Here is a 23724-nt window from a genome sequence, read left to right on the forward strand (position 1 = left end):
TAAAAAAGGCACCGATAATCGGTGCCTTTTAAAGACTAATTACATTTACTTTTTACGGCAGAACTCAGCGATAACGTACATAGATTGGCCGCCATTTGCTTTACCAGAAACAAGTTTCGGGTCATCACCAATGCTGATACCACGAATAACCGTGCCTTGTTTGATAACTTGGTTCGTGCCTTTTACTGGCAAATCCTTTGTTACCGTTACGTCGTCACCTTTTTTAAGCTCAACGCCATTGATGTCTAATGGTTTGTCATCTGCGGACATACCGATTTGAGCCCAATTAGACGTCTCTTCTTCAAGATACATCATTTCTAAAAGATCTTGTGCCCACGTTTCAGCAGAAAGGCGAGTCAGTTGACGCCATGCCGTCACTTGAACAGGAGGCTCTTGGCTCCACATGCTGTCGTTCAGGCAACGCCAGTGGTTCATGTCTTGAGGATCATCGATTTCGCTCATGCATTTGTCGCAAACCATCATGCCGTGGTCAACCGTTAGGTGGCTGTGCGGTGGTACAACAAATGGAGTCAGAGATGTTTCAGCAGAACATAGTTCACATTTAGAACCACAGCGATTAAGAAGCGTCGTTTCAGTAGACATTAGGTCTCACCTTATACATGTATTATTTGCGTGTATTATCCACTTTATCCGTATTAATTAAAGGGGTAGCACGAAATTTGATGCCTTATTAATTGTTTTAGCAGTATTGATGGTCTTTGTTTTACCAAACGGTTAACAGTTTAACAAAACGGCGACAAATCATGACCAAACTAGGATGGTAAAAAAAATCGAGCTTGCTAACGTGTCCGCTTAAACTGAACTAATCTAAGGCTCAAAATGAAAAGATATCTTTCTATTTTCCTCTTATTTTCCTTCTCTTGTCTGGCTCAAGAATCTACTGAACCGACCCAAGTATCTTATTCGGTCGTTGCAGAAACACCTGAAGCGCAAGTTATGATCGAAAAAGAGATCAAGAAGCGCTTTGAACAAAATACCACGTTAGAAATCTCAAACGACGTGTATTGGTCGAAGCTGATCATTCTCGCGGCTCCAACCGTCGAGAGTCAAATTAATCCGAAAGGGTGGGTGTTTAGTATTGCTCACGCGAACAATTACCCGACGGTGATTGTCGCATCTAACGTATTGGGAAATGAAGACCCTAAATTCCAATCTCAAGTTAAAGATGTAAAACCCGTACTAGAGCACATGTTGAGAGAGGAAGGTCTATTCACATACATGAACGCGGCCCACATAGATGAGTTGTCTGAGCAGAAGCTGAATCTGTTACTTGATTCGGTGATGGAAAACTTCACGTCTAGGTTGTAGTAACGTTTGTTTGAAGCAAATAAAAAGGAGCCGAATGGCTCCTTTTTTGTTAGTACTTCATGAGTTCGTTAACAACGGTTACTCTAAAACTGAATTACTGTTATCTACAGAATCTAGTTTATTATCCTTAAAGAAATCGCGTAACTGACGTTGCATCTCCAAATGATGATTATAATCAGCAGGAGGAGTACTTACTTTATCCGTTGGAGCGATGACCGTGGTGTGTTTTGCTGTGCTATTAAATTTAGCAAATACACGGGCTACATTTGTCGAGCTTGCAGACACAGTCGTTAAACCAAGCTTAGTTGCTAGCGGTGTCGTTCCTGCGAACGGAGCTGACGATCCTGCATTATTAGGCACAGTGTCATCGTTTAGTGCTTGCTGGATAAGAATAGGCAAAGCAGCATAGTCTGTACTGTTATGTGCCATGGTATACGGGTCAATTGCATCTACAACGGTTTGCGCTGCGTAGATAAACGAATTAAAACCAGCCTGAAGTTTGGCTTTGTCTTCAGCTGAAGCAAGAGAGTCAAACAAATTGTAACAAGCAACCTCGTCTAGTGACGTACAGTTAGCTGTCACAAAGTTCGCGTAATCGGTGCTCGCAGATTTTGCTAAGTTGTGTTTAATAAGAGGTCCGTAGGACTCAGATGCCAGTAGAAGATTACCGATCTGACCTCCAGCGTTAGGGAAAGCTGCTGCTGAGAATTTAAACAACGCATCACCTGTCGCATTGCCAATAGTAGCATTAGCTATCCCTACAGCAGTTGTCCCTGTAATCCCGCCTAATGAGTGCCCTAAGAAACGAGGTGGATTGGTCGCAGTATTGTCTAAAAATGCCAACGGAGTGCCAGAAAAACCAGCGGATTGAGCTGAGGTTATCGCAGCACGTAAACCCAGCGTATCGAGAATACTTTGACGCATGTTATCTCGAGCGACTGGCAAATAAGTCAGGTTCAAATAGTAAAGAATGTTCTTATTCGCTGATATCGAATCACTAAGCGAACGTTGCCCGTGCAAAGGATGATCGATAACAATTACCGCATTACCATCATTAACCATGCTTGCAGCATAGGCATAGGCATTTTCTTTTGCGGAAGTTATACCGTGGCTATAGACAACTAACGGAAATGCACCGGTTGGTGTTGTAGGTGTAAATAACAAGAAAGGAACATCTGGCAAAGACTTAATCTTAGGGATAGGTGAGTACTGTGTGATTACTCTTTCAGAATCAAAAACAGAGCCATCACTCTTTTTCAAATCAATTCCTATCAGTTTCGCTCTTTCATTAGGATCTGTCTCAAGATTAGCATAGTTAATGTTAAGCGCTTTAAATTGACTTTTTAGTGATGGACCTTCAACGGAATCTTTCAAGCCGTTTGATATTAATGCCATGCTAGGCATTGCAGAAACAAATGGGGTGGTACTGAAAGTTGCTGGGGAGGACTCCAAAAAGTAAGGTAATTTGATCGTACCATTAGTGACCGACACACTACTCGCTGTATAACTAGCCAGTATTGCGGATTTTTTAGCCGTTACATCTGTATTTTCCGCAATGTACTTGTCGAAGTTTGTATCACTATTCAACGCAGCGGCAAAGTCTTGCGTTGTACCAAATGTAAGGCCATAGGCCCCTGAAAGATCAATATTGTTTGGATTAGCGGAACCTTTCCAAACTAAACTAAGATCTTTTGCGTCGAAGCCCTTCGCGATAGCCGCTTTAGTTGAATAAAGAGAATCACCGACAGACTGGGTAGTGAACCAGGCAGAGTAGACGATCTCAGTAGTCGTTACTCCAGCCCCTGCCATATATTGCTCGACGCCTTTGACAACCTTCTGCGCGCTTTGGAGGTCTCCTGCCGTATAATTGGTATTCGCAGATTTAAGAGTGGCATAACTAGATGATGTACCTAACTTATTGGCATCTTTATCTACAATGCTATCTGTTAGTGCGAAAATATAATTCGCCTTTTCATCAAGCGATGATGTGAATGCGATATTTATTGAATCACCGGATGTGATCACGTTGTAATCGGTACCGCTAACTAAAGCCTTCGTTACTGTCGGAGGAGTGTCATCTGTTAACTTACCAGAAAGCTGCAAAATGGTAATACCAGAAGTGATAAAGGTATTTGGTGTAAAACCAGCGCCTTTAAATCTAAGTGATATCGGCATTGTAAGCGGCCAACCATCAGCTGTATTCATTGCAGCTTTCGGATTAGACAGCGCGTCATCGCCACCTGTCGGTAGCTTAAGAGTAGCGTCTTGAGCATCCATTAGCAGGGCACTTGGTGGTGGAACCCAAGCATTGCCGCCTTGCAAGGTAAAGTCTATCGTGGTCGATCTTGCTTGCATATCAACTAGGTATTGTTCAACGGCTACTTTTGACTCACCCTCGGATGATATTTCGTCACCACAACCAGCAAGTATGACTGCCGATGCAACCAGTGTTAGGTATTGTTTTTTTAACATTTCGTATGCTCCGTGCTGGCTTAGTTAAATACGTAGTTAACTTGTAAAGCGGTTATGTAAGCGTTACCTTCACTTTCAAAGGTGTACTCTTGGCCTGCTGCGTCGGTTTCTTTGAACGAGCCAGACTTACTTGCAATTAGTGCGAATCCAGCATCAAAACTTAGGTTATCGCTATATTGATAAGTCGCACCGGCTGAATACCAACTACGGTCTGAATCGGGAATACTTAACGTTGCTTTTCCGCCTTTTTCATCTAATGCATAGCCCGCACGCAGAGTCCATTGGTCGTTTAGGTAATGCGTAGCACCGATAGAGTAGCGGTTACTGTCTTCGTAGTGCTCTTCTTTTAGAAAACAAATACCGTCTTTCTTATCGCAATTAGCGCTAGTTGCACGCAGCTCTTTAAATTTGCTCCACATGGTACGTTGCACACTATAGTGGACAGCCCAAGACTGATTCAGTTTGTGGAAACCCGAAATCTCGAAAATATCGGGCAAATCGACTTTTAAGTTAGCATCCGTAGAGCTACCGTTAGACATGATCGCGCCAGTATGATCGGTAAACGTGCCATCAAAATCTAATTCAACCGCAGAACGATAGGCTGCACCAAATCGGTTGTCTTCATTAATCTCGTACAAAGCACCAATATTCCAACCAAAGCTAAAAGTAGTACCCTCCATAGAAATTAACTTGTCTTCTGCTGTTCCGGTGAACGCTGGGTGTAATGCACCCTTATGACGATCTAACTCCGCAATAGCATAAACAAGGTTCACACCAGCACCAAAGCTCAAGTTATCATTTACTCTGTAGGCAATATTAGGGTTTAAATTTACAGAAGTGAGTGCCGTATTACCCGCCATGTCTCCAGCATCGATATCATCTGGATAATCGGTTGCTACGCCGTAGGTAGTAAAGAGTGCAAGCCCCCAAGCCCATTGGTCATTGATAGGACTGATGTAATAACTTGCTGGCACAAATGCCATCGGAGCTACATCTTTAGATTTTTGTGGTTTAGATGGGTCCGTTACGTCGGTAACGTTCACCTCTGGATCCACAATTGAAAGCGCACCAGAAAACTGCGCCGTATCGAACAACGTCATGGCGGCAGGGTTGCGAGCGAGAACACTGGCGTTATCCGCAACTGCGGCTTCCCCCGAGAAAGCGCGTCCAAGACCAGAAGCTGAGTGTTCGGCAACTTGGAAACCAGCAGCGTTAACATTACACGCTAACAGTATCGAAACTGTCAGCAGAGAGCAGTGCTTAATATTCATCCTTGACCCCCTAGGGTATGGTTATTATGTTTTTTAGATTTGCGTTTCACCATTAGGCTACATTCCATACTAGACGAATGTAAATGAATTGTTAAACACATGTTTTAATTAAATATAAATTTTGAGACATTTGATGGGTTTTTATATGGAACAAGTTCTGAGGTGAGGAATGATAAAACCGTTATATATTAATGGTCTAGATCTATTTTAGAAATGAATGCATGGTAAGACCAGTATTTTAACAAATGCTGGTCTAGCTTTTACTTATATAAGAGGCGTTATTGGCAGTTTGGAGCTTTTACTTGAGTATTTGGCAGGGTACCTATTCGAGCTTGTAGATCGTTAATTCTAGTCGAGTGAGAAGGGTGCGTAGACAAAAGTTCCGGTGGCTGATTTCCGCCAGATGCTTTTGCCATATTCTTCCATAATTCAACACTTTGGTTAGGGTTGAAGCCTGACTTAGCCATCAAATCTAACCCGACAATATCGGCTTCAGATTCTTGCGTACGACCATATGGCAAAATGACCCCGTATTGCACACCAAGCCCTAAAGCACTCATGGCCGTATCATGATATTGTTGATCTTTTAGTACGGCGCTACTTATTTGCAGCCCAGCATTGGCTAGTTGGCTACTGGAGAGTCTTTCATTGCTGTGATCTGCCAAAACATGTGCAATTTCGTGACCTATGACGGTTGCGAGCTGGTCTTGGTTCTTTGCAACAGCCAGTAACCCGGTATAAACGCCTATTTTTCCGCCAGGTAGGGCAAAAGCATTCACTTGATCGCTATCAAATACCACCACTTCCCATTCTGTAAAGCCGGGTTGAGCTGGAACATGCGCCGTTATAGAATCTGTCACACAACGAACGTAAGCGTTTGTTTTGCTGTTTGTCGATATCTTTTGTTCTTTTTTCATTTGTTCAAAAGACTGTGCGCCCAACTGTGCCATGTCTTGATCCGAAAACATGATTAATTGATTTCGTCCCGTAGGAGAAGTAGAACAAGCAGTAAGAGCGCTAAGCAAAATAGCAGTGGATACGACACGAAAATCAACCATTCGCTATCTCCATATTGTAGTAAGTAATTATCCTGCTTAGATTATATATTGATTTACGACTTGCTTCACCAAAAGGAACCAAAATGAGTATCTGGAAAAAAGAGATCAGCTTAGAGATCCTAAATAGCTCATCAAAAAATACACTAATGGAACACTTAGAGATTGTGTATAGCGAGATAACAGACACAACCATCTCTGCCACTATGCCAGTCTGCTCTAAAACGCATCAGCCACTTGGTATGTTGCACGGTGGGGCTTCTGTTGTGCTTGCCGAGTCTTTAGGATCAATTGCTGCTAACTTTTGCGTAGATGATAACGCCTATTGCGTGGGGTTAGACATCAATGCCAACCACGTAAGAGCCATGCGAAAGGGTTACGTAACGGGTACAGCGTCCCCAATCCATATCGGAGTTTCAACCCAAGTTTGGCAAATAACCATGGTAGACGAACAACAAAGGCTCGTTTGCACCAGCCGATTAACCATCGCAGTAAAACAAAAGCGTAAGGCAAAAAATTAGTGGTTATTGAATTTAGCGCAGGAAAAATCATCGTAACTCAATTTGAAATCGTGGTTCGCATTACAGGGGAGCACCATATTGCTATGCAAGCTCAAACTGACGCGGTTTCACTTATTGGCCGCGGCGCGAATGTTATTGCAGTGCAAGGTGCAGAGTCGACATGGTCAATAAAGCTAGATGATGAGAGCCAACTAAAAGCGGTAGCAGATGCGCTAGGCGTTGGCATAGGGTGAGCGTTTTTTGGTCTACGCTGTATGTAAGATCATAGAGTTAACTCTACTTAGATGCTAAAATAAGGAAATCGTACGTTTAACATTCCTAAATGGATTTCCTCATTATGAGTAGCCCGCGACTTCGTACCCAATTTGAAACTCTATTTGAACACTACCAAGGTGAAAATAGCGGTGTGCAATTAGAAGAAATAACGGAAGTTTTGTTTTGCACAAGGCGAAATGCACGCATTGTGCTAAACAAATTGCAAGAAGAAGGCTGGATAGAGTGGCACCCTGCGGCGGGTCGAGGAAAGCTGTCTTCACTGGTTTTTAAACAAAACAAGCAAGATGTCAGCGAAAACTTGGCAAAGCGCTATTTGGAAGAAGGAAAAATAGGCCAAGCGCTTAATGTGTTAGAAAGAGACGCAGGTCGGCTTACGCAAGTGATACAAGATTATCTCGGCCTACAGCATCAAGAAGGCCAACAAGTGGTGCGTTTACCGTACTATCGGCCACTCTCCATGCTCAACCCACAAAAACCAACTCGTCGATCGGAACAACACATTGTTCGTCAGGTATTTAGTGGCTTAACCCGCCTTGATGAAAATGAAAATCTACAAGGTGAGCTCGCTCACAATTGGGAAGAGATAAACGAGACACATTGGCGGTTCTACCTGCGCTCAGGGGTGAGGTGTCATAATGGTAACTTACTACAGTGTAGCGATATCATTGCCAGTTTAACCGAATCGGCTAAGCTACCTCTTTTTAGTCACTTAATTGGATTTGAACAGCCATCCCCTTGGGTCATCGACATACACCTTTCTCAACCTGATTGGCATTTGCCGGTATTACTTGCAGAGACCAAAGCCAAGATCGTTCCTTCAATACACAATCTCCCCGAGAATTTCGATTTGCTGCCTATCGGAACCGGGCCATTCAAAGTGGTAATAAACGATGAAAAGCAACTTATTTTAGAAGCGTTTGATGGTTATTATGGTTTCCGACCGTTACTTGATAAAGTCGAAGTCTGGGTGATAGATGAAGCGTTCTCTACCTTGGTATACCCGAGCTTACAGCACCCAGTGAAACCTGATAATCACGATCACGAAGAGGTTGAGTTAGACCCCGGCTGTACCTATCTGTTACTCAATAAAAAGAATGGTCTTGCTCAAGACGAAGAGTGGGCAACGTATTTTTGCGCGACCCTTAACAGTATCGCTATTTTCGAATTGCTCCCTAAAGACAAAATCGGAGAGCTCGGTTTATTGCCTGCGTATGGCTTAAAGCCAGGATGGTTTCATACTAAGCCAGCAATCAAAAAACTCGATCCTCCTGCACAACGTAAAGTGAACATCGCCTATCACTGTTATCACCCTGGCTTTAAGTTACAGTCTAAAGCCATAGAAACCCTGCTTAAAAGAGATGGACTCGACGTAAACTTCGTACGTTACGATGTCGATCTCCCCCATGATGCCGAAGTCGACATTTGGATGAAGCCAATGGGAATTTGCAATAACCGCGACGACGGGTTACTCGGTTGGTTATTGGGGTACGGCGATATTGAACGTATGAGCGAAGAGCAGGACTTTGAAAAATGGCGAACTTTGGTTAATGAATGGCGTCATTCGCCAAACACCTCTTTCCCTGCGCGCCAGCTAGGCAAAAGTCTTGTCGAAAACAAACAACTGATCCCACAATTTCATTGTTGGTTAGGACTCAGTAAGGATCACTGTGGTTCGTTGCAAAACGCAAAAGCAAACGCACTGGGTTGGTTTGATTTTCATCGGGTATGGGTAAAACCAGACATTAGCTAAAACCTAACGAACCACGAGCGAGCCATTCCAATCCATCAAGCTTTATCGAGTGACTAATATGGCAAAACCAAACAAAAAAGGGCCAACAAAGACGGTTGGTATTTATTGCTCTAAATGCAAACAACACCTCTATAAATACAGAAAAGGCGGAAAAGGGACGTTGGTTAAGTGTTTCATCGAACGTATTGTCGAAAACAACACTCTGGTGCCGTGTATTTGTCCATCTTGCGGAAGTGAATTTGCACGAGAAACGCTAATAAAAGGTGTACCAGCGTTTAAAATGATTGGCGGTAAAGTCTTCATGAAATAATTATCGAAATTAATCAGCAACTCACAACTCAGAAAAAGGAGCACAACAATGAACCACAATGCGTTCTGTACTGTTTTGACAACGTGCAACAACGAATCCATAGAAAAACAGATCATTAAGGTACTATTAGAGCTAAAGTTGGCAGCCTGTATTCAAGTCATGCCGATAGAAAGTCACTATTTATGGAAAGGTGAAGTGTGTTGCGACAATGAACGCCTGCTTATCATTAAATCAACGGCCGAGTTATTTGAAGACATTAACTATAAAATTCAGGAACTGCACAATTACGATGTACCGCAAATCGTGCAATTGCCAATAACCGCAGGCTTTAACGAATACCTGGACTGGATCAAGGCTTCAACTAAAACATAATATTATTCAGCTTTACTGATAAGCATTTGTCTTGAATTAAAGTGAAACAAAACCAAAGCAGACACCGCTCCTAACGTGTCACATAGCATATCTTTTTGGGCATCCCATATATCACCTTGAGAGCCTAAGAATGCGATGCCCTCGTCTCCACCGGCTAATTCGGCATACCACCATTCAATAATCTCATAGCTTGCAGCCACACTCATTAACGCGAACAGGCCAAACATGGATGCCAAAACAGCGTTACAGTGTCCCTTTCGATACAAATATTCGGCAATTGGGTAGGCATAAAATCCAATGGAGAAATGAGCTACTCTGTCATAGTGATTTCTCTCTGATCCAATTAGTTCATTAAACCAATCAAAAGGGACTTCAGCAAAGGTATAGCGCGCTCCTATCGTGTGCATAACTAACCAAACAAACATCAGGATATAAGCGGTGTTGCTAAATTGAAACTTAGAATGGGTAACGACGATCAGTGTGAAAACGGCGAGCACAGGAATGATCTCGGCAATCCAGACAGCCCAAGACAACGGGTTCATCATCGAAAAAATCAAAACAGCGACATACATGCCGCTAAGTGATAGTAGTGTAGGGTTCTGTTTTAAACTTAGCTTTTCCATTTTTCATCCTGACGAATCATGATTGACTAAATATAGTCTCCCACACTATCGAACACTGTACAATTAATGTTTTGTGCTCATCGACATTAGGTGAACTTGAGGATTAAGTTCGAATCCAGTAACGGGCAATATTTGATTCGAATTCTGTAGAATAAACAATGGTATCGAGCTTTCCGCCATTACGTTCAATCACCTTCCTTGAAGGAAAGTTATCTTCGTCTGCAGATATCAAAACGGAATCGATGGACAACTGGTTTGCCATTTTTAACCCCAATCCGAGCATGAAGGTCGCATAGCCTAAGTTGCGATAAGAAGGGGCAACATCATAGCCAATATGACCGCAAAATTTTTCTAGGATAGGGGTGCTAATGTTATGTCTGATCCGAATGACACCGACGATACGCGAATTTGAATCACACAACCATCGATGGCTACATGGGACATGTTGAGGCCGTAAGTTTTGCCCTTTCTCTTCGTCTTCTAGGCTTTTGATGTAACGGGAAAAACTCTCGTTGGCGAGCGAATAGTAGTCAGCGTTATCCGGGTCGTTATCTGCTAAGTCGTAATAGAAGTCCAAAAATTGAGATTTCTGTTCCATACTCGGTACAACTAATTCCATGCTACCACCTAAACATAACTCACTGATTTATTGTTATAAAAAATATTCTGTCATAGATTAAACCCCGTTACAAACTCAATTCTGTGACGCCAACAGATCAAACAAAAGTGACAAATGAGCTGGAATGGCTTTGAATAGTAGAGAGAATAAACTTATATAATAGAGCACTATGCCCGATACCAATCTTGTAAGCAGTCAAGACTCTCACATTGAAAATCCGTTAGTATGGCCAACATTGGAAGTACTGCGTAAGCAGACCAGCGGCTGGAAGGTTCACACTTTATGCTCCCACCTAGCGGAGTTGGGCTTTATCCCTTTTTTAGACGACAGCCCTGAAAAAGATCTGTTCAAACGAAACTTCTTAATGATGAACGCCTTGTATCAACTGCAGGATTTTATGTACCCAGATGCGTGGATACAAGTACAAGCGATGGACATTCAAATGATGAACGCCGCTGCTGCGACGGGACATAGCATCGATTTAGAAGACCCTCTGAGAGATTACTACACCTGTTGGAGTAACTACGAAGCACAAGACGGAGAGGTCAAGCGTTTATTAAACGAATTCTGGACGCGTTATCAACACCATGTGGGTAGCTCCAACAATAAAGACATGGGCAGAGAAAAGGCGTTACGTTTATTAGAACTCGACAGTAACGCAACAAGGCTGGAGATCCGTAAGCAATGGCGTCGAATGGCGCTTAAATGGCACCCGGATAGAGACGGAGGGAACTCTGACCGATTCCGCGTTTTGTGTGAGGCATGGAACGTACTGCGGGAAGAAAAGTTCTAGCAGTCAATAGGCTAACCATTTCTTATTAGAAGCCTTTACGGTATTCTTCAAGCATAACTTTACTTGTGAGATATCCCGTGGAAAAAGTTGCTATTTTAGTTGATGTGCAAAACGTCTATTACACCTGCAAAGAAACTCACCGAAAGAACTTCGACTACAACACTTTCTGGCGTCAAGCGACTAAGGGTAAAGAGGTAGTTCAAGCGTTTGCTTATGCAATTTCAAGTACTCAAGAAAAACAGCGTCAGTTTCATCATATTCTGCGTGGCATCGGATTCAAAGTGCAACTCAAACCCTGTATTCAACGCAGCGATGGCAGTACGAAAGCAGATTGGGATGTCGGTATTGCTATTGATGCAATAGAAATTGCACCTGAAGTTGACACTATCATCCTTGTATCAGGAGATGGCGATTTTGATGTGTTAGCCAGAAGAGTAACAGAAAAGTACGGTAAGCGTTTTGAAGTGTATGGTGTGCACGCATTAACGGCTCAATCTTTAATAGAAGCCGCTACGCAATACACACCAATAGAAGGCGAATTACTGCTCTGATGGCGCTTCGCTTTCAATGTTCTCAGTTTGTTCTGTCTCGACAGAAGTCGATGCAGCCTCTTCTAACTCCATTTTAGCTCGGTCAGCCTTAGATACATACTTCGGCTTGTTGCTAGTGTGCAGTTTAGAGTTCATCTTCTTTTGTTTTTTCTTAAGGATCTGGTTGATCTTCTTTTTACGGTTCATGTCAGTACTCGTCAAGACAGTCAGAATTTACAGAGCGCGCAGCTTACTGTTATTTTCACAAATTAACAAGTACGGCACATCAAGGGCACTAGGTTAAGTGCCCTTGTTTATCTTGTTACTCCCCAGCCATAACGGTAGGTTGATGGTTTAAGCTTGCGAGCAACATGTAAATGCTGGTGGCTAACAATGCAATAAACAAGTAACCCATCAATCCTTCAGCGCTATTCATAAACTGATTCGCAACAATAGGCCCTGACACAGACCCAACACTGTAGCTGAACAGCATGACTTGAGTCGCCGATACAATGTTACTTTCATGTAATTTGTCGCAACCCAAGTTGATAGCAATCGGGTATAGCGCAAATGTCGCCATACCAAGAAGCGCTAACGCAAACGCCAAAATCACTTCACTGTTTGATACGCTGGTTAAGCCCACGGCAAAGACTCCAACTAAGCAGAACAGCGCCATTAGTAGGGTGCGCGCAATATGCTTTAATAGCCACGTGACGATAGGTTGCACTATCATGCCACCCAAGATCACCAATGCCATTAAGCTACCAATATGCGTTGTTTCGATATTGCGTTGCTTTAATTCAATCGGCATTAACCCATAAATGGCTCCTAAGACTAAGCCAGACACTATGCAACCAATTAATGCTGCTTTGTTCATTTTAAGAATTTGACGAAGCGTTAGGCTCTCATGACCACTTGAAACCGGGTTCGCTGTTTTAGCCGTAAACAAAACAAGGATCGCGACGTCAATTAGACTCACAATGGTAATGAACGGAGCATAACCATGTACACCGATAACGTTGATACCAAGTTGTCCTATTGAAGAGCCACCGTATAGCGCCGCCATGTAAATACCAAGTCTCTTACCTCGGCTGGTTTCATCACCGGTCAATAACCAAGACTCGACAATAACGAAAACTCCTGCAACAGCGATACCAGCAACGAATCGAGCAAATAGCCAAATAGCTTCTACTGGAAATAGCGGCTTAACGATAACGGTTACGGCCAGCACAACCAGGCAAAAAATAAATGATTGGGTGTGCCCCAATTTACTGACCAAGCTTTCAATGCAAACAGCGCCTACAAGTAAACCAGCATAGAAACTGCTCGCCAACCAACTCGCGAGATGCGTGCCCATGCCATATTGTTGAAGCATCAATGGGATCAAACTCATTAAGTATCCCGTCGCCACTGCGAATAAAGCAAGAGCGAGAACAGGTACAGTGATCGTATTTTGAGTTTGATTGGTTAACGTATTTTCCAACGCTGGAGCCTCCGAAAGTGAATAAATTTCAACGTATTTCGGGGCGAATATGAGGCTTAGAGGATAAAGAGTACAACGAATAATATTATTGTTTACGACAAAAATAATTTATCGAGGGAGAAGGGGAATGAGCTTAAAAATTGGGGGTGGTTTTGCTGGCAAGATAGGAAGATTAATAGAGAAGGGAGCACAAGGATGCCCCCTTTATTACTGAACACATTTAAAGCGCGTAACTCGCTAGCGATTGCTTCAAAATTTGATTTGCGATGTATTTGTGCATTGCTGTGGTTGGGTGAGTTACACCCCAAAATACATACTTGTCAGATCCATGATAAGCGCAATCATTGGTCAAGCTGTGGCTATAAAGGTAATCCAGAGCATTACTACGATTGATGTTCATGCAGGCATCACTTGAATTTTCGAAACCAAATTGTTTGGGATTGTCTGTGATTTGGCCAAACATTTTGTTTGCATCAACTAATACGACGTTGATGTTTTTGCTTTGATAGTAGTTGGCTTGTTCATGGATAAATACATTGAATTTGTTTATCTTCGTTCTGACCTTTTCGATTTCTTGTGCGGTTGAATACTTAAATTGTGGTGCTCGAGTTGCATCCGGTAAGGTTAAAAGCAAAATGTTAGTCGCTCCTGAGTCCGTTAGCCGGATCATTGCGCTACTGAAATCCGCTTTTACATCAGCGACCTCTCGGTTGTAGTTCATGAAGTCATTAAGACCGAACTCCAAGGTAAATAGTGTATTTTTAGGCTGGTAGTTTTTGGCCATTTTCATATAAGTTAGATAGGACGTTACTTGATCGTAGATCCCTGTAAGCGCGACATACTGGTTGGTGCCAGCGGCTCCGCCAACAGCCCAATTATAAAGCGGTATGTTTTTAGCTTTTGCGACGTACTCAGTCCAAACTAAGCCATTTGAGAATCGTCCCAAAAACCAAGAATCTCGGTTTGGGAATAACCACTGAGAACCATTAAACATATTGCCCGTATCCGACAGGCTATCCCCAAACACGACCATTTTATTGATCATATCAGGCTGGAATGCATGGTCGTTTGTCCAAATAGAATGATTGTAAGACATTCTGTGATCTGCAGCGTAATAACTTATGTCTGCAGCTTGGTGGTCGACATTTAAAGTTTCGTTACAACGTTGTTGGATCTGTGTTTGTGGGGTATTGGTATAAAACATGTTTTTGAACGAGATTGACGAATACCAATAACCATCTATCGTAAAATCACTCCCATCAGTGTTTTTAGCCCATTCCCATGTAGTCGCGGGATCATCATTATTAAAATGGGTTCGGTACCAGCAACGAACATAAGTATATGTCTCTGAACCCTGAACACTAGTGACTTCAGCAGCAGTTATGGCTTCAGGGGTAACGATATTATCCCTATTTTCCAAAGCCACAGCACTGAAAGAAAGAGTAGGGATCAGAGCGGAAAGTAACAATAGCGATCTATTCATAGTATTTATCTTATAAAGTCGAGCCAACAGTGACAGGGTAGAGTATTTACTCCACCAATAAAAGGAGTCAATGCATTCGTATGCAGCTCAAGTTACAGATGGTACGAAGATCCAAAAATAAACAGAAAGAGGGAAAAGAAAATAGAAACAGAACAAGAGTTGCCTAACACTCTGAGTTATCAGGCAACGTAAAAGGGAAGTCGTATATTATTTAGAGATAGCTTGGGAAAGCCATTCGTTGAACTGAGACTTAGGAAGTGCTCCATTCAACATATCTACGCGTTGCCCGTTTTTAAATACCATGATGCAAGGAATACTACGAATCTGATATTGTGCAGCTAATGCTTGCTGAGCCTCTGTGTCCACTTTAATAAAACGAACATTGCCTGATTGCTCTTGAGCGACATCCGAGAAAACAGGCGCAAACCCGACACATGGGTTACACCAGGGCGCCCAAAAATCAATCACCACCGGCTGGTCGCTATTTAGTAATGCAGAAAGATTGCTTTCTGTCCCCTCAATAGGTGCACCGTCTAGCAAAGAAGACTGGCAACGGCCACAGGTAGCAGATTCTGAAACGCGCTCGTTAGGAATGCGGTTTAGCCCTTGGCAAGAAGGGCAGCGTGTGTTGAAACTGGTCATATACTTTCTCTTTTTATTATGTATTTTCGACAGCTGTGCTGTTCCACAGAATCATACCAAAGCTAACCCCGAGTTTTAAAATTATCTTTGTCTATGCCATGCTTTTTCATTCTAAGGTAAAGTTTCTTTCTCGGTACTTGTAAGTAAACCGCCACGTCATTAACTTTGCCAGAGAACAAAAACAAGGCATCTTCAATCAGTTGCTTTTCATAGCCATCAACAAGGCTGTCTAAGGGCAGTTCTGAGGACTCTTGATGCTTAATGCGGTCTTGGCCTGCAAGTTTAATGATGCCAATAGCAAACAATTCAGCAACGTTGCGCAGCTCTCTTACATTGCCTGGCCAAAGATGATTTCTTAAGCTTTGCAAGTATTGTGAACTGACATCGGGCACAGACTTTCCAAGTTTGTTGCAACTCCGTTTTAAGTAGTAATGGAATAAAGTTGCGATGTCATCAGGGCGAAGCCGTAACGGTGGTACATCAATGATACCTTGGCTAATGAGATAATAAAGTTCCGGTTGCAATTGCTGGTTCCGGATAAGGGATTCAGGATCTTGTCCAAAAATTCCGATTAGCCTAATTTTATCTTTTGATAAACGCTCTTGTCGCAATAGGTATTGAGTAAGGTGCTGCTGTATTGATTCGTCTAGTTTTTCTAGTTGGCTCAATATGATGGTTCCAGATTCAATGGCATTGAGTTTCGTATCCAGGTGCTCGACACTCGCTATCTGGCTTCCTTCTAGCTCAACCAGAGTTCGAGAGCGATTCTCGTTAAGTTGGTGCACCAAATACGCAATACTGTGCCTGCCCACACCAGACTCACCTGTAATAACCACATGATTTCGCAACATAGAATACTGAGCGACATGATCTCGAATGATTTCCATCTGCGCAGACTTACCTATTAGCTCTTTTTTTATCGACTTATTCAAATTTCGTTTCTGTTCAACAAACAATTGCCGACGCGCTAAATGCTTCTTAATGAGTTCCAATAACTGACCTGGGTTAATTGGTTTTTCCAAAAAGTCATTCGCGCCTAGCTTCACCGCTTCGACCGCCATGGGAATATCGCCGTGTCCCGTAATAACGATAATGGGTATGTCACTATCAATCGACTTAATGATCTTAAGTAACGTCATTCCATGCATCTGAGGCATGTACATGTCAACAACCACAACACCAGCCCAATCACTATCAAGGTTGCCACTTGCATGTGTGGGGTCGATGAGCGCCTTAGACTTTAAGTTAGCAAGAGACATTAAGTGAGAGTAAGAATCTAAAACATCTTGGTCATCATCTACAAGAAGCACAGAAAAATCAGACATGAGGGAACTCCAAAACAACCATCGCACCTTGGTCTAAGGTAGAGGCTAAATAAATAAAACCGTTATTTTTTTCGACTAGGGAACGGCTAATGTTCAGCCCGAGCCCTAAACCGACTTCTTTTGTCGTCGTAAAAGGGGTAAACAAATTGTCTAGTACGGCAGAGTCAAACCCGTCGCCTGTGTCGCTAATACAAATAAGGTGGTTACTCTCGGTCTTGATATGAGAAACAGACACAATGCGTTGTTGCACTTCAAATGTCGCATCAAGAGCGTTAACAAGAAGATTCACCAGCACTTGCTCAATGCTGATGGCGTCTGCATAGATAAGTAGGTCTTCATGAATGCTCGTCACTATTGTGGTTTGCTGACGCTTGGCCTTAGTTGCAATCAACAGTTCAGCTTGATCCAATACAGAGGTAAACGAAATAGGAGCCGGTGTAGGTTCATGCAGTGGCTTTTTCGCGAAATGACGCAAATTGTTGATGATTTTGCTCATTCTCGCGGCCATGGCTTCCACTTGCTCGATAGCATGAGTAGCAGAATCTGGCTCACTTTGCTCAAGGGCTAATTTAACACTGAACAAGTAGGTATTTATCGAAGAGAGTGGCTGATTTAACTCATGAGCCATGCTTGTCATTGTTTGTCCTACTACGGCCATCTTGGCTGCTTGAATTAACTCACTTTGGGTTTCCTTTAAGTGGGTTTCCGCTTGCCGTCTAACGTCGACTTCTTTTTGCAAGTCTTGGTTGGCCAATCTCAACGACTGGGTCTTTTCTTGTACTCTTTGTTCAAGTATGTAGTTGGCGTGAGCTTGTTCAGTAATGTCTGTTACGGTGATCATCACTTTACTCGTGTTTCCGTGGGCAAATACCCGCAAAAAGAATCGTAAATAGTGTGGTTGAGATTGAGTACCAAGCGAAAGGGTAACGCTGTCTGCACCATCAAAAGTTAACTTTGCGCTATTAACAAACGCACGCTCTAGTTGAGTACTTTGCTCCAAGGGCAACCATTCCCAAATTAGGCCGGTATAACTCAATTCGCCATTCCCAAATAGCTGTTTTGCACTGGAGTTAACGGATTCAACGTGACCGTCCAAATTACACGTAATTAAACAGGCTTGGGTATTGTTTATTAAGTTCAGTGCGTTTGTGCGCTCCATCTCTTGCATGGTGTCGTACAGTATGTGGAGTTTGTCGCTCAGACGTGCAATCTCATCTTTGCCATCGATAGAGATGGGCTTTTCTGACTGATCATGTGTAATGGCATCAATGTTATTACTCAGCGCTGCAAGCCGACGCACGATACGTCGGTTAATGAAGTAATAAGTCAGGAAGAGGCTAATCAAAATCGAAAGACTAAAACAAACCACAAGAATATGGTTGCCATAGTTGATCATTGCCGTTGTGTCTTGTTGAACCAAGCGAAATTCTGTGTCAGCGACTTTAACTAAGTTAGCGATGCGAACATGCAAGTTATTGAGTGCGTTATTAATGATGGTTTTTCTTTGCGTGATGCGCTTGTCGATCGTTACCTTTTGCTTCAATTTATCATGCAAGCTGCCATTGGTCGCAAGTAAAGAAGAAAGCTCAGTCAGTAACTGCTGATAGGCAATAGCAGAGGGCTGGTTAAAAATAGGTGCGCTTTTGGTCAGCAGTTCTTTCAATTTGTACTGTATAACTTTCACGCCATTATCAACTTGGCTTAAGTGCTTTGCCGTTAGAACGTCTTCAGTCAGTACTATTAACGTTTCTTCGTCATCTAACAGTGTTTGGATTGAATTCCAATGTTCTAACAAACCATCAAACGAATGACCATGAACCTCTCGTTGAAGTTGCCACTGTACTTCTTGTCTTAATGGTTTTAACTCAGAAACAATATCTTGGTGGATCCACTCAATCTGCTCATCAAGAAGATCAAGCTCTCTTGTTAAATCAATGCCCAGAGAGATATCTCCGTAGTAAGCTTCAATAACTGACGCAAGTGAGTTATAGCTACCCTGTAACGTCTTCGCATCATTCCGATTAGAGAGTGTCACCAAGGTTGAGTGTATAAAACTCAATTCAGTTTGCACCTTGTGCAAGTTGGCTTGCAATTCAGACTTGGTTTTGGTTTCTGCAATTTGGTTCGTTAACCCTCTAATTTGTGCACTACGACTTTCAAGAAGAAAACTTGCATTGTAAGAGGGAAGGCTATTGCTAAAAAGTGAACTGACTCTTCTATCTAAGTTGTTCCATGTTCCCCAAGCCACGACGCTCACAACCAATAATAGAAATGTACTCGTTGCAAAGGCCAGTACCAGTTTCGTGCCGATGGTATGGTATCGAGAAGAGCCAATCATGGATTAACGCTGCCATTCAATTGCTTCAATAGATCGTTAGCCAGCATTTGATTTTGGCTAAGCTTGATACCTAAATGATGAAGCCACTCTTCTTTATTTGCCAGAAATAGAGCCAGCCCTTCAGCAGACTGATCACGTTGTAATTTTGAAAATAGCGCCATCTGGGCATCAAATTCGCTAATTGAGATTGGCATAGAAAAAATCCGCTCTTTAGCTTTTTGAATGAGCAATAGCTTATCAGGGTCGAGTTGAGCACGTTGCTCAGAATGGGTAATCGCTAACCAAGTGTCACTGAGCACCGCCAACCTCTTAGTAATGGCGATATCAAATAATAGGTTGATACCAATTTCACGGCGCATAAGTGTTTCAACATTCAAAGAAACATGGGGATTTTCAAGCAATTGGTCATCGTTAATCGAATATTTTGAAAAACTGTTTTTGAGTATCTGAGACTGGATTTTGTCAGATAGCAACATTTCGATAAAGGCGAGGGCATGCTTATCACTGGCCGTTTGCTTAATCATCCCAACGTAAGTCGGCATTAATGTGAAGTCTTTATCGTAGCTAAATTGCACATAGTCTAGTTTCCGCTGCAAAATATGGGCGTAACTGTCTATTGTCGGGCCAACCCCAAGGCCACCGCGAGATATGGTGTCGCTTACACCAAAACTGCGGGAGGATATGGTCGCAAAGTTAGCCGCGACATTAAGGATAATCTGCCAACCGTCATCCCAACCGTATTGAGTCAGGATGCTTTCCAACATCATCTGGGTTGTCCCTGAGCGGGATGGAGTGCTCATTGTGACATGGCCAAAGTACGCAGGGTCAACCAAGGAGGAAAAACCTTGCGGTAAAGGGAGTTGGTGACCATCAAAGTAATCTTCGTTCCACACTATACCCGCCCCAGAATAACCGATCGTTACGACCTTGCTGGTGGACGGAAGCACATAGGGCATCAACCATTCTGGCGCTTTAAGTTTCAACGGCATATCAACCAATTTGTCTGCCTTTATTAAATGACTCATAAGATAAGGGGAAGAGGTCAGTATTAGATCGATGTCGTCGATATAGCTTTTGCTTAACAACTGAATGCTTGACGATGTTCTTCGGTGTAATAACTTTACCTCTACATCTTGATGGATTTTGTTGAACTCAGCGACCAATGGTAGAAGAGGCTCTTGTGAAAAGGTGGTCAGGATGACCAGTTGCTCTTTTTGCGCGTACGCAGGAGCACAGAATGAAGCCCCTATGAGGAACAATAGAGAGGGAAAATAACCATAAAGAACCCGTTTCATTGCAGTAAACCTTATAAAATGTGCGCCTCATCAAAACTCGAATAGAAACCACAAAAAAAGTATTTTTTAAGATGGGTCATTCGTGACGCATGCAAAATTTCAAGAATTAGAATTCTATCAACAAATCAAACAAATCCGAGCGTACGTTTCCCACTTTTGACCCACAAAGAAAGCTTAAATGAGTCATCTTTGTCTCAAAATGACACTTTTAACAATAGTAAGCGATATCGACATACTCAATCCGTCAACAGAACACGGCCACGTAATGGCCTATACATTTGAATGGAGAGCGATATGCTTAATTTCTTTAAAACCCGTACAGACCTTCCGCTTTCGGATGGATCAACGGACGCAATGCAATCCCGCTTTAAGCGGTACCAGTGGCAAGTATTCTTAGGACTCGTTTTTGGCTACGCGACTTTTTACGTTGTACGAATGAGTTTAGGTGTTGTTAAAAAACCCATGCTGGACGCTGGCATTGTCTCGATAGAAGAGCTTGGAATTATGGGTTCCGCTTTCTTCTTTACTTATGCAATTGGTAAGTTCTCCAACGGCTTCCTTTCTGATTATGCCAATATTGGCCGATTTATGTCGTTCTCACTGCTCCTGTCAGGCATCACTGCCATCGCCATGGGGCTTAATACGACGGCATTCTTCTTTGTTTTACTTTGGGGATTAAACGGTTGGTTCCAGTCGGTTGGTTCTGCACCGTCTTGTGTCTCTTTATTCCAGTGGTTCTCGCCTAAGCAACGCGGTAGTCGTTACTCAGTTTGGGGTGGGTCACGAAATATCGGAGAAGGCATTACATGGGTTCTTACCGCTACACTAGTAAGTTATTTTGGTTGGCGTGCAGGCTTTATCGGAGCAGGTATTGCAGCCATTGCCGCAGCACTTTGCATGTTCTTCGTCCTTAAAGACCGCCCACAAACTTATGGACTGCCAGATGCAGCAACCGCATTCGGTGAAGAGCCCGAAATTAAGAAAACAGACGATCCAAACGCAACTCGAAAGGCACAGCTATTTATCCTTAAACAGCCAACAGTATGGTTGATTGCCGCCGCGTGTGCATGTATGTACATCTCTCGCTACGCTATGTCTTCTTGGGCTGTACTTTACTTGCAAGAAACAAAAGGTTATTCACTGATTGATGCCGGTTTTGCGATGTCGACTTACCCGATTGCAGGTCTAGCTGGGGCAATTTTATCTGGTATCGTTTCTGACAAAATTTTTAATGCTAACCGCCATATTCCAACACTATTGTACGGATTCGCGAATATCGCAGGTATGTGCTTGATGTTCTTCGGGCCAGACAATCGAATGGTCGACGCAGTCGCTCTAGGGCTTATTGGTTTCGCAATCGGTGGTTTGGTTGTATTCCTAGCGGGCTTAACCGCTTGTGATTTAATGCCAAAGAATGCGGTTGGTGCGGTGAAAGGCTTTATCGGCTTGTTCTCTTACATGGCAGCATCAGGACAAGAGCTTGTTTCAGCTTCTCTTATCAAAATTACTGAAATTGATGGCGTGCAAACCTACGACTTCAGCCAAGCTCAATACTTTTGGCTAGCGTCTGGTGTGCTTTCGATGATTCTTGCCACTACGGTATGGAACGCTAAAAAAGTCACCAACGTCAATTGATTCTTACGTAGACGTAGAGCAGGGACCTTGGTTCCTGCCTACTACTTATTTATTCAATTCTCCTTTTTATAAGTTGTCGTTAATAGGATCATTATGATGTGTAAAACCAAAATCGTGGCGACTCTTGGCCCTGCTTCACAAAGCCCAGAGATGATCACAAAGTTAATCAATGCAGGTGTCAACGTCGTTAGGCTTAACTTCTCGCATGGTACTGCCGAAGAACACATCGAGCGCGCCAATATGGTAAGGACCATAGCCTCAGATTTAGACAAACACGTTGGTGTACTTGTTGATTTACAAGGGCCAAAAATTCGCATTTCTAGTTTTCAAAACAACTCGGTGTATTTAGATCAAGGCGACACGTTTTACTTGGATGCCAAACTCGACGCTAATGCCGGCGATAAAGTACGCGTAGGTTTGGATTACCCAGAGCTAATTCAAGATCTTATAGTTGGTAACACGCTATTGCTTGACGACGGTCGTATTCAACTGGAAGTCACACAAGTGAACAAACACGAACAGTGGGCAAAAACTCGGGTTATAAACAAAGGCAAGCTCTCAAACCGCAAAGGCATCAATTTGCAGGGCGGAGGGCTTTCTGCACCTGCATTAACGGAAAAAGATAAGCAAGACATTGTAACCGCATCAAAACTAAAAGCGGATTTTGTAGCAGTATCGTTTCCAAGAAATAGCGCGGATATCAACGATGCTCGCGATCTTTTACATAAAGCGGGTTCGGATGCTCAGATAGTTGCAAAAGTTGAGCGAGCGGAAGTTGTGGAAAACCAGGACAATATGGATGATATCATCAATGCATCCGACGTCATCATGGTTGCCCGTGGCGATCTGGGCGTTGAAATCGGAGATGCTCGGTTACCTTCAGTTCAAAAACAACTGATCAATCGTGCACGATTCTTAGGAAAGCCCGTCATTACCGCTACTCAAATGATGGAATCAATGATCGACAACCCATTGCCGACCAGAGCAGAAGTCCTTGATGTTGCAAATGCGATCATCGACGGAACCGATGCCATCATGCTATCAGCCGAATCGGCCGCAGGGGACTACCCAGTTGAAGCCGTTGAAGCAATGGTTCGAATTGCCAAAGGTGCAGAGGAAGAACAAACCTGCGCACAAGGATGTTGGGATCAACTGCAACATCTTTGTAGTGATGCCGGTAAAAGTTTTGCTCTTTCATCCATGATCTCCGCAACGAAAGTTCACCAAGACCTTGGTGTAGCCATACTCACACAACAAGGTGAAACGCCATTGCTTATGTCGCGATGCCGCAGTAATGCCGTTATATGGGCATTGTCAGATAACCCGTCGCTACTGAATCGTCTCACTATTTTACGCGGTGTGATGCCGAAATATTTCAGCGCTAGCCCTTATAAAGATGAGGCGTTAGCCAAACAGGTAACGCTCGTACTTAAACGTGAGGCAGAGCAGGCCAACATACAGTCAATCCTGATGACCCAATTGGAGTCGATGGAGGGAGTGGGTAGCATTAATGTTTGCTGGCTAATCGACGTTCCCTCAGAAAAGCGCGTCGCAGCTTAAAGCGTCAGGTTGTTTTAAACAATGCCAATTGAAACAACTTTT

Annotated in this window: 23 protein-coding genes; 10 read left to right on the plus strand and 13 right to left on the minus strand. The window is 43.0% G+C overall.

Annotated features, from left to right (window positions below; translation table 11 throughout):
• Positions 1-45: 45 nt before the first annotated feature.
• Positions 46-603, minus strand: coding sequence for a PhnA domain-containing protein (locus QWZ04_RS10040; protein ID WP_290327528.1), 558 nt, complete (start codon positions 601-603; stop codon positions 46-48).
• Between the two features lie 237 nt (positions 604-840).
• On the opposite strand from QWZ04_RS10040, the gene QWZ04_RS10045 reads away from it, so the two are divergent.
• Positions 841-1329, plus strand: a complete 489-nt coding sequence (locus QWZ04_RS10045) for a hypothetical protein (RefSeq protein ID WP_290327530.1) — start codon at positions 841-843, stop codon at positions 1327-1329.
• A gap of 78 nt (positions 1330-1407) precedes the next feature.
• On the opposite strand, the gene QWZ04_RS10050 is transcribed toward QWZ04_RS10045, so the two are convergent.
• The 3 genes from QWZ04_RS10050 to QWZ04_RS10060 form a co-directional block, all read right to left on the minus strand.
• Entirely contained in the window at positions 1408-3801 is a 2394-nt protein-coding gene (locus tag QWZ04_RS10050; protein WP_290327533.1) for a VolA/Pla-1 family phospholipase, read from the minus strand.
• Between the two features lie 20 nt (positions 3802-3821).
• Complete coding sequence (locus tag QWZ04_RS10055) at positions 3822-5072, minus strand: outer membrane protein transport protein (protein WP_290327535.1); 1251 nt, start codon at positions 5070-5072, stop codon at positions 3822-3824.
• A 278-nt stretch (positions 5073-5350) separates the two neighbouring features.
• Positions 5351-6130, minus strand: a complete 780-nt coding sequence (locus QWZ04_RS10060) for a M48 family metallopeptidase (RefSeq protein ID WP_290327538.1) — start codon at positions 6128-6130, stop codon at positions 5351-5353.
• Positions 6131-6213: 83 nt separating this feature from the next.
• Here QWZ04_RS10060 and QWZ04_RS10065 point away from each other — a divergent pair, with 83 nt between their 5' ends.
• The 5 genes from QWZ04_RS10065 to cutA all read left to right on the plus strand — a co-directional run bounded on the left by QWZ04_RS10065 (position 6214) and on the right by cutA (position 9356).
• Positions 6214-6648, plus strand: a complete 435-nt coding sequence (locus tag QWZ04_RS10065) for a hotdog fold thioesterase (protein WP_290327540.1) — start codon at positions 6214-6216, stop codon at positions 6646-6648.
• Entirely contained in the window at positions 6648-6881 is a 234-nt protein-coding gene (locus QWZ04_RS10070) for a DUF3389 family protein (RefSeq protein ID WP_290327542.1), read from the plus strand. The genes QWZ04_RS10065 and QWZ04_RS10070 overlap by 1 nt, the downstream gene beginning before the upstream one ends.
• Positions 6882-6985: 104 nt before the next feature.
• Positions 6986-8674, plus strand: coding sequence for an SgrR family transcriptional regulator (locus QWZ04_RS10075; RefSeq protein WP_290327543.1), 1689 nt, complete (start codon positions 6986-6988; stop codon positions 8672-8674).
• A 58-nt stretch (positions 8675-8732) separates the two neighbouring features.
• Positions 8733-8984, plus strand: a complete 252-nt coding sequence (locus tag QWZ04_RS10080; protein WP_290327545.1) for a hypothetical protein — start codon at positions 8733-8735, stop codon at positions 8982-8984.
• A 48-nt stretch (positions 8985-9032) separates the two neighbouring features.
• A complete protein-coding gene (gene cutA / locus QWZ04_RS10085) occupies positions 9033-9356 on the plus strand; it encodes a divalent-cation tolerance protein CutA (protein ID WP_290327547.1) in 324 nt (107 codons plus the stop codon).
• A gap of 2 nt (positions 9357-9358) precedes the next feature.
• Here the strand turns inward: cutA and QWZ04_RS10090 are convergent, their stop codons facing one another.
• Positions 9359-9979, minus strand: coding sequence for a DUF2238 domain-containing protein (locus tag QWZ04_RS10090; RefSeq protein ID WP_290327549.1), 621 nt, complete (start codon positions 9977-9979; stop codon positions 9359-9361).
• Between the two features lie 103 nt (positions 9980-10082).
• The gene (locus QWZ04_RS10095; RefSeq protein ID WP_290327551.1) at positions 10083-10598 is read right to left on the minus strand and encodes a GNAT family N-acetyltransferase; all 516 of its coding nucleotides are present in this window, start codon (positions 10596-10598) and stop codon (positions 10083-10085) included.
• A gap of 169 nt (positions 10599-10767) precedes the next feature.
• Here QWZ04_RS10095 and QWZ04_RS10100 point away from each other — a divergent pair, with 169 nt between their 5' ends.
• The gene (locus QWZ04_RS10100) at positions 10768-11391 is read left to right on the plus strand and encodes a DNA-J related domain-containing protein (RefSeq protein ID WP_290327553.1); all 624 of its coding nucleotides are present in this window, start codon (positions 10768-10770) and stop codon (positions 11389-11391) included.
• A gap of 77 nt (positions 11392-11468) precedes the next feature.
• A complete protein-coding gene (locus QWZ04_RS10105; protein ID WP_290327555.1) occupies positions 11469-11942 on the plus strand; it encodes a LabA-like NYN domain-containing protein in 474 nt (157 codons plus the stop codon).
• On the opposite strand, the gene QWZ04_RS10110 is transcribed toward QWZ04_RS10105, so the two are convergent.
• The 7 genes from QWZ04_RS10110 to QWZ04_RS10140 form a co-directional block, all read right to left on the minus strand.
• Positions 11931-12128, minus strand: a complete 198-nt coding sequence (locus QWZ04_RS10110; RefSeq protein WP_290327558.1) for a DUF2986 domain-containing protein — start codon at positions 12126-12128, stop codon at positions 11931-11933. The two genes, QWZ04_RS10105 and QWZ04_RS10110, sit on opposite strands and share 12 nt — an antisense overlap.
• Before the next feature lie 115 nt (positions 12129-12243).
• The gene (locus QWZ04_RS10115; RefSeq protein WP_290327559.1) at positions 12244-13404 is read right to left on the minus strand and encodes an MFS transporter; all 1161 of its coding nucleotides are present in this window, start codon (positions 13402-13404) and stop codon (positions 12244-12246) included.
• Between the two features lie 220 nt (positions 13405-13624).
• Positions 13625-14887 carry an SGNH/GDSL hydrolase family protein gene (locus tag QWZ04_RS10120; protein WP_290327562.1) on the minus strand — a complete coding sequence of 421 codons (1263 nt, stop codon included), beginning with the start codon at positions 14885-14887 and terminating at the stop codon, positions 13625-13627.
• 207 nt (positions 14888-15094) lie between these two features.
• A complete protein-coding gene (gene trxC / locus QWZ04_RS10125; protein WP_290327563.1) occupies positions 15095-15529 on the minus strand; it encodes a thioredoxin TrxC in 435 nt (144 codons plus the stop codon).
• Positions 15530-15591: 62 nt separating this feature from the next.
• Positions 15592-16854, minus strand: a complete 1263-nt coding sequence (locus QWZ04_RS10130; RefSeq protein ID WP_290327565.1) for a sigma-54-dependent transcriptional regulator — start codon at positions 16852-16854, stop codon at positions 15592-15594.
• Positions 16847-19192, minus strand: a complete 2346-nt coding sequence (locus QWZ04_RS10135) for an ATP-binding protein (protein WP_290327567.1) — start codon at positions 19190-19192, stop codon at positions 16847-16849. Before QWZ04_RS10135 ends, QWZ04_RS10130 begins: the two co-directional genes overlap by 8 nt.
• Positions 19189-20487, minus strand: a complete 1299-nt coding sequence (locus tag QWZ04_RS10140; RefSeq protein ID WP_290327569.1) for an ABC transporter substrate-binding protein — start codon at positions 20485-20487, stop codon at positions 19189-19191. Before QWZ04_RS10140 ends, QWZ04_RS10135 begins: the two co-directional genes overlap by 4 nt.
• A gap of 294 nt (positions 20488-20781) precedes the next feature.
• On the opposite strand from QWZ04_RS10140, the gene QWZ04_RS10145 reads away from it, so the two are divergent.
• The gene (locus tag QWZ04_RS10145; protein ID WP_290327571.1) at positions 20782-22122 is read left to right on the plus strand and encodes an MFS transporter; all 1341 of its coding nucleotides are present in this window, start codon (positions 20782-20784) and stop codon (positions 22120-22122) included.
• Positions 22123-22218: 96 nt separating this feature from the next.
• On the plus strand, positions 22219-23682 hold the full coding sequence (pyk, locus tag QWZ04_RS10150; protein WP_290327765.1) for a pyruvate kinase: 1464 nt from the start codon (positions 22219-22221) through the stop codon (positions 23680-23682).
• Positions 23683-23724 lie beyond the last annotated feature (42 nt).

This window comes from Vibrio tapetis subsp. quintayensis (genome assembly GCF_030409945.1).
Classification (GTDB): domain Bacteria; phylum Pseudomonadota; class Gammaproteobacteria; order Enterobacterales; family Vibrionaceae; genus Vibrio; species Vibrio quintayensis.

Coding starts and splice junctions, on each gene's coding strand:
- QWZ04_RS10040 (WP_290327528.1), bottom strand. CDS start 603: ATGTCTACTGAAACGACGCTTCTTAATCGCTGTGGTTCTAAATGTGAA.
- QWZ04_RS10045 (WP_290327530.1), top strand. CDS start 841: ATGAAAAGATATCTTTCTATTTTCCTCTTATTTTCCTTCTCTTGTCTG.
- QWZ04_RS10050 (WP_290327533.1), bottom strand. CDS start 3,801: ATGTTAAAAAAACAATACCTAACACTGGTTGCATCGGCAGTCATACTT.
- QWZ04_RS10055 (WP_290327535.1), bottom strand. CDS start 5,072: ATGAATATTAAGCACTGCTCTCTGCTGACAGTTTCGATACTGTTAGCG.
- QWZ04_RS10060 (WP_290327538.1), bottom strand. CDS start 6,130: ATGGTTGATTTTCGTGTCGTATCCACTGCTATTTTGCTTAGCGCTCTT.
- QWZ04_RS10065 (WP_290327540.1), top strand. CDS start 6,214: ATGAGTATCTGGAAAAAAGAGATCAGCTTAGAGATCCTAAATAGCTCA.
- QWZ04_RS10075 (WP_290327543.1), top strand. CDS start 6,986: ATGAGTAGCCCGCGACTTCGTACCCAATTTGAAACTCTATTTGAACAC.
- QWZ04_RS10080 (WP_290327545.1), top strand. CDS start 8,733: ATGGCAAAACCAAACAAAAAAGGGCCAACAAAGACGGTTGGTATTTAT.
- cutA (WP_290327547.1), top strand. CDS start 9,033: ATGAACCACAATGCGTTCTGTACTGTTTTGACAACGTGCAACAACGAA.
- QWZ04_RS10090 (WP_290327549.1), bottom strand. CDS start 9,979: ATGGAAAAGCTAAGTTTAAAACAGAACCCTACACTACTATCACTTAGC.
- QWZ04_RS10095 (WP_290327551.1), bottom strand. CDS start 10,598: ATGGAATTAGTTGTACCGAGTATGGAACAGAAATCTCAATTTTTGGAC.
- QWZ04_RS10100 (WP_290327553.1), top strand. CDS start 10,768: ATGCCCGATACCAATCTTGTAAGCAGTCAAGACTCTCACATTGAAAAT.
- QWZ04_RS10110 (WP_290327558.1), bottom strand. CDS start 12,128: ATGAACCGTAAAAAGAAGATCAACCAGATCCTTAAGAAAAAACAAAAG.
- QWZ04_RS10120 (WP_290327562.1), bottom strand. CDS start 14,887: ATGAATAGATCGCTATTGTTACTTTCCGCTCTGATCCCTACTCTTTCT.
- trxC (WP_290327563.1), bottom strand. CDS start 15,529: ATGACCAGTTTCAACACACGCTGCCCTTCTTGCCAAGGGCTAAACCGC.
- QWZ04_RS10130 (WP_290327565.1), bottom strand. CDS start 16,854: ATGTCTGATTTTTCTGTGCTTCTTGTAGATGATGACCAAGATGTTTTA.
- QWZ04_RS10135 (WP_290327567.1), bottom strand. CDS start 19,192: ATGATTGGCTCTTCTCGATACCATACCATCGGCACGAAACTGGTACTG.
- QWZ04_RS10140 (WP_290327569.1), bottom strand. CDS start 20,487: ATGAAACGGGTTCTTTATGGTTATTTTCCCTCTCTATTGTTCCTCATA.
- QWZ04_RS10145 (WP_290327571.1), top strand. CDS start 20,782: ATGCTTAATTTCTTTAAAACCCGTACAGACCTTCCGCTTTCGGATGGA.
- pyk (WP_290327765.1), top strand. CDS start 22,219: ATGTGTAAAACCAAAATCGTGGCGACTCTTGGCCCTGCTTCACAAAGC.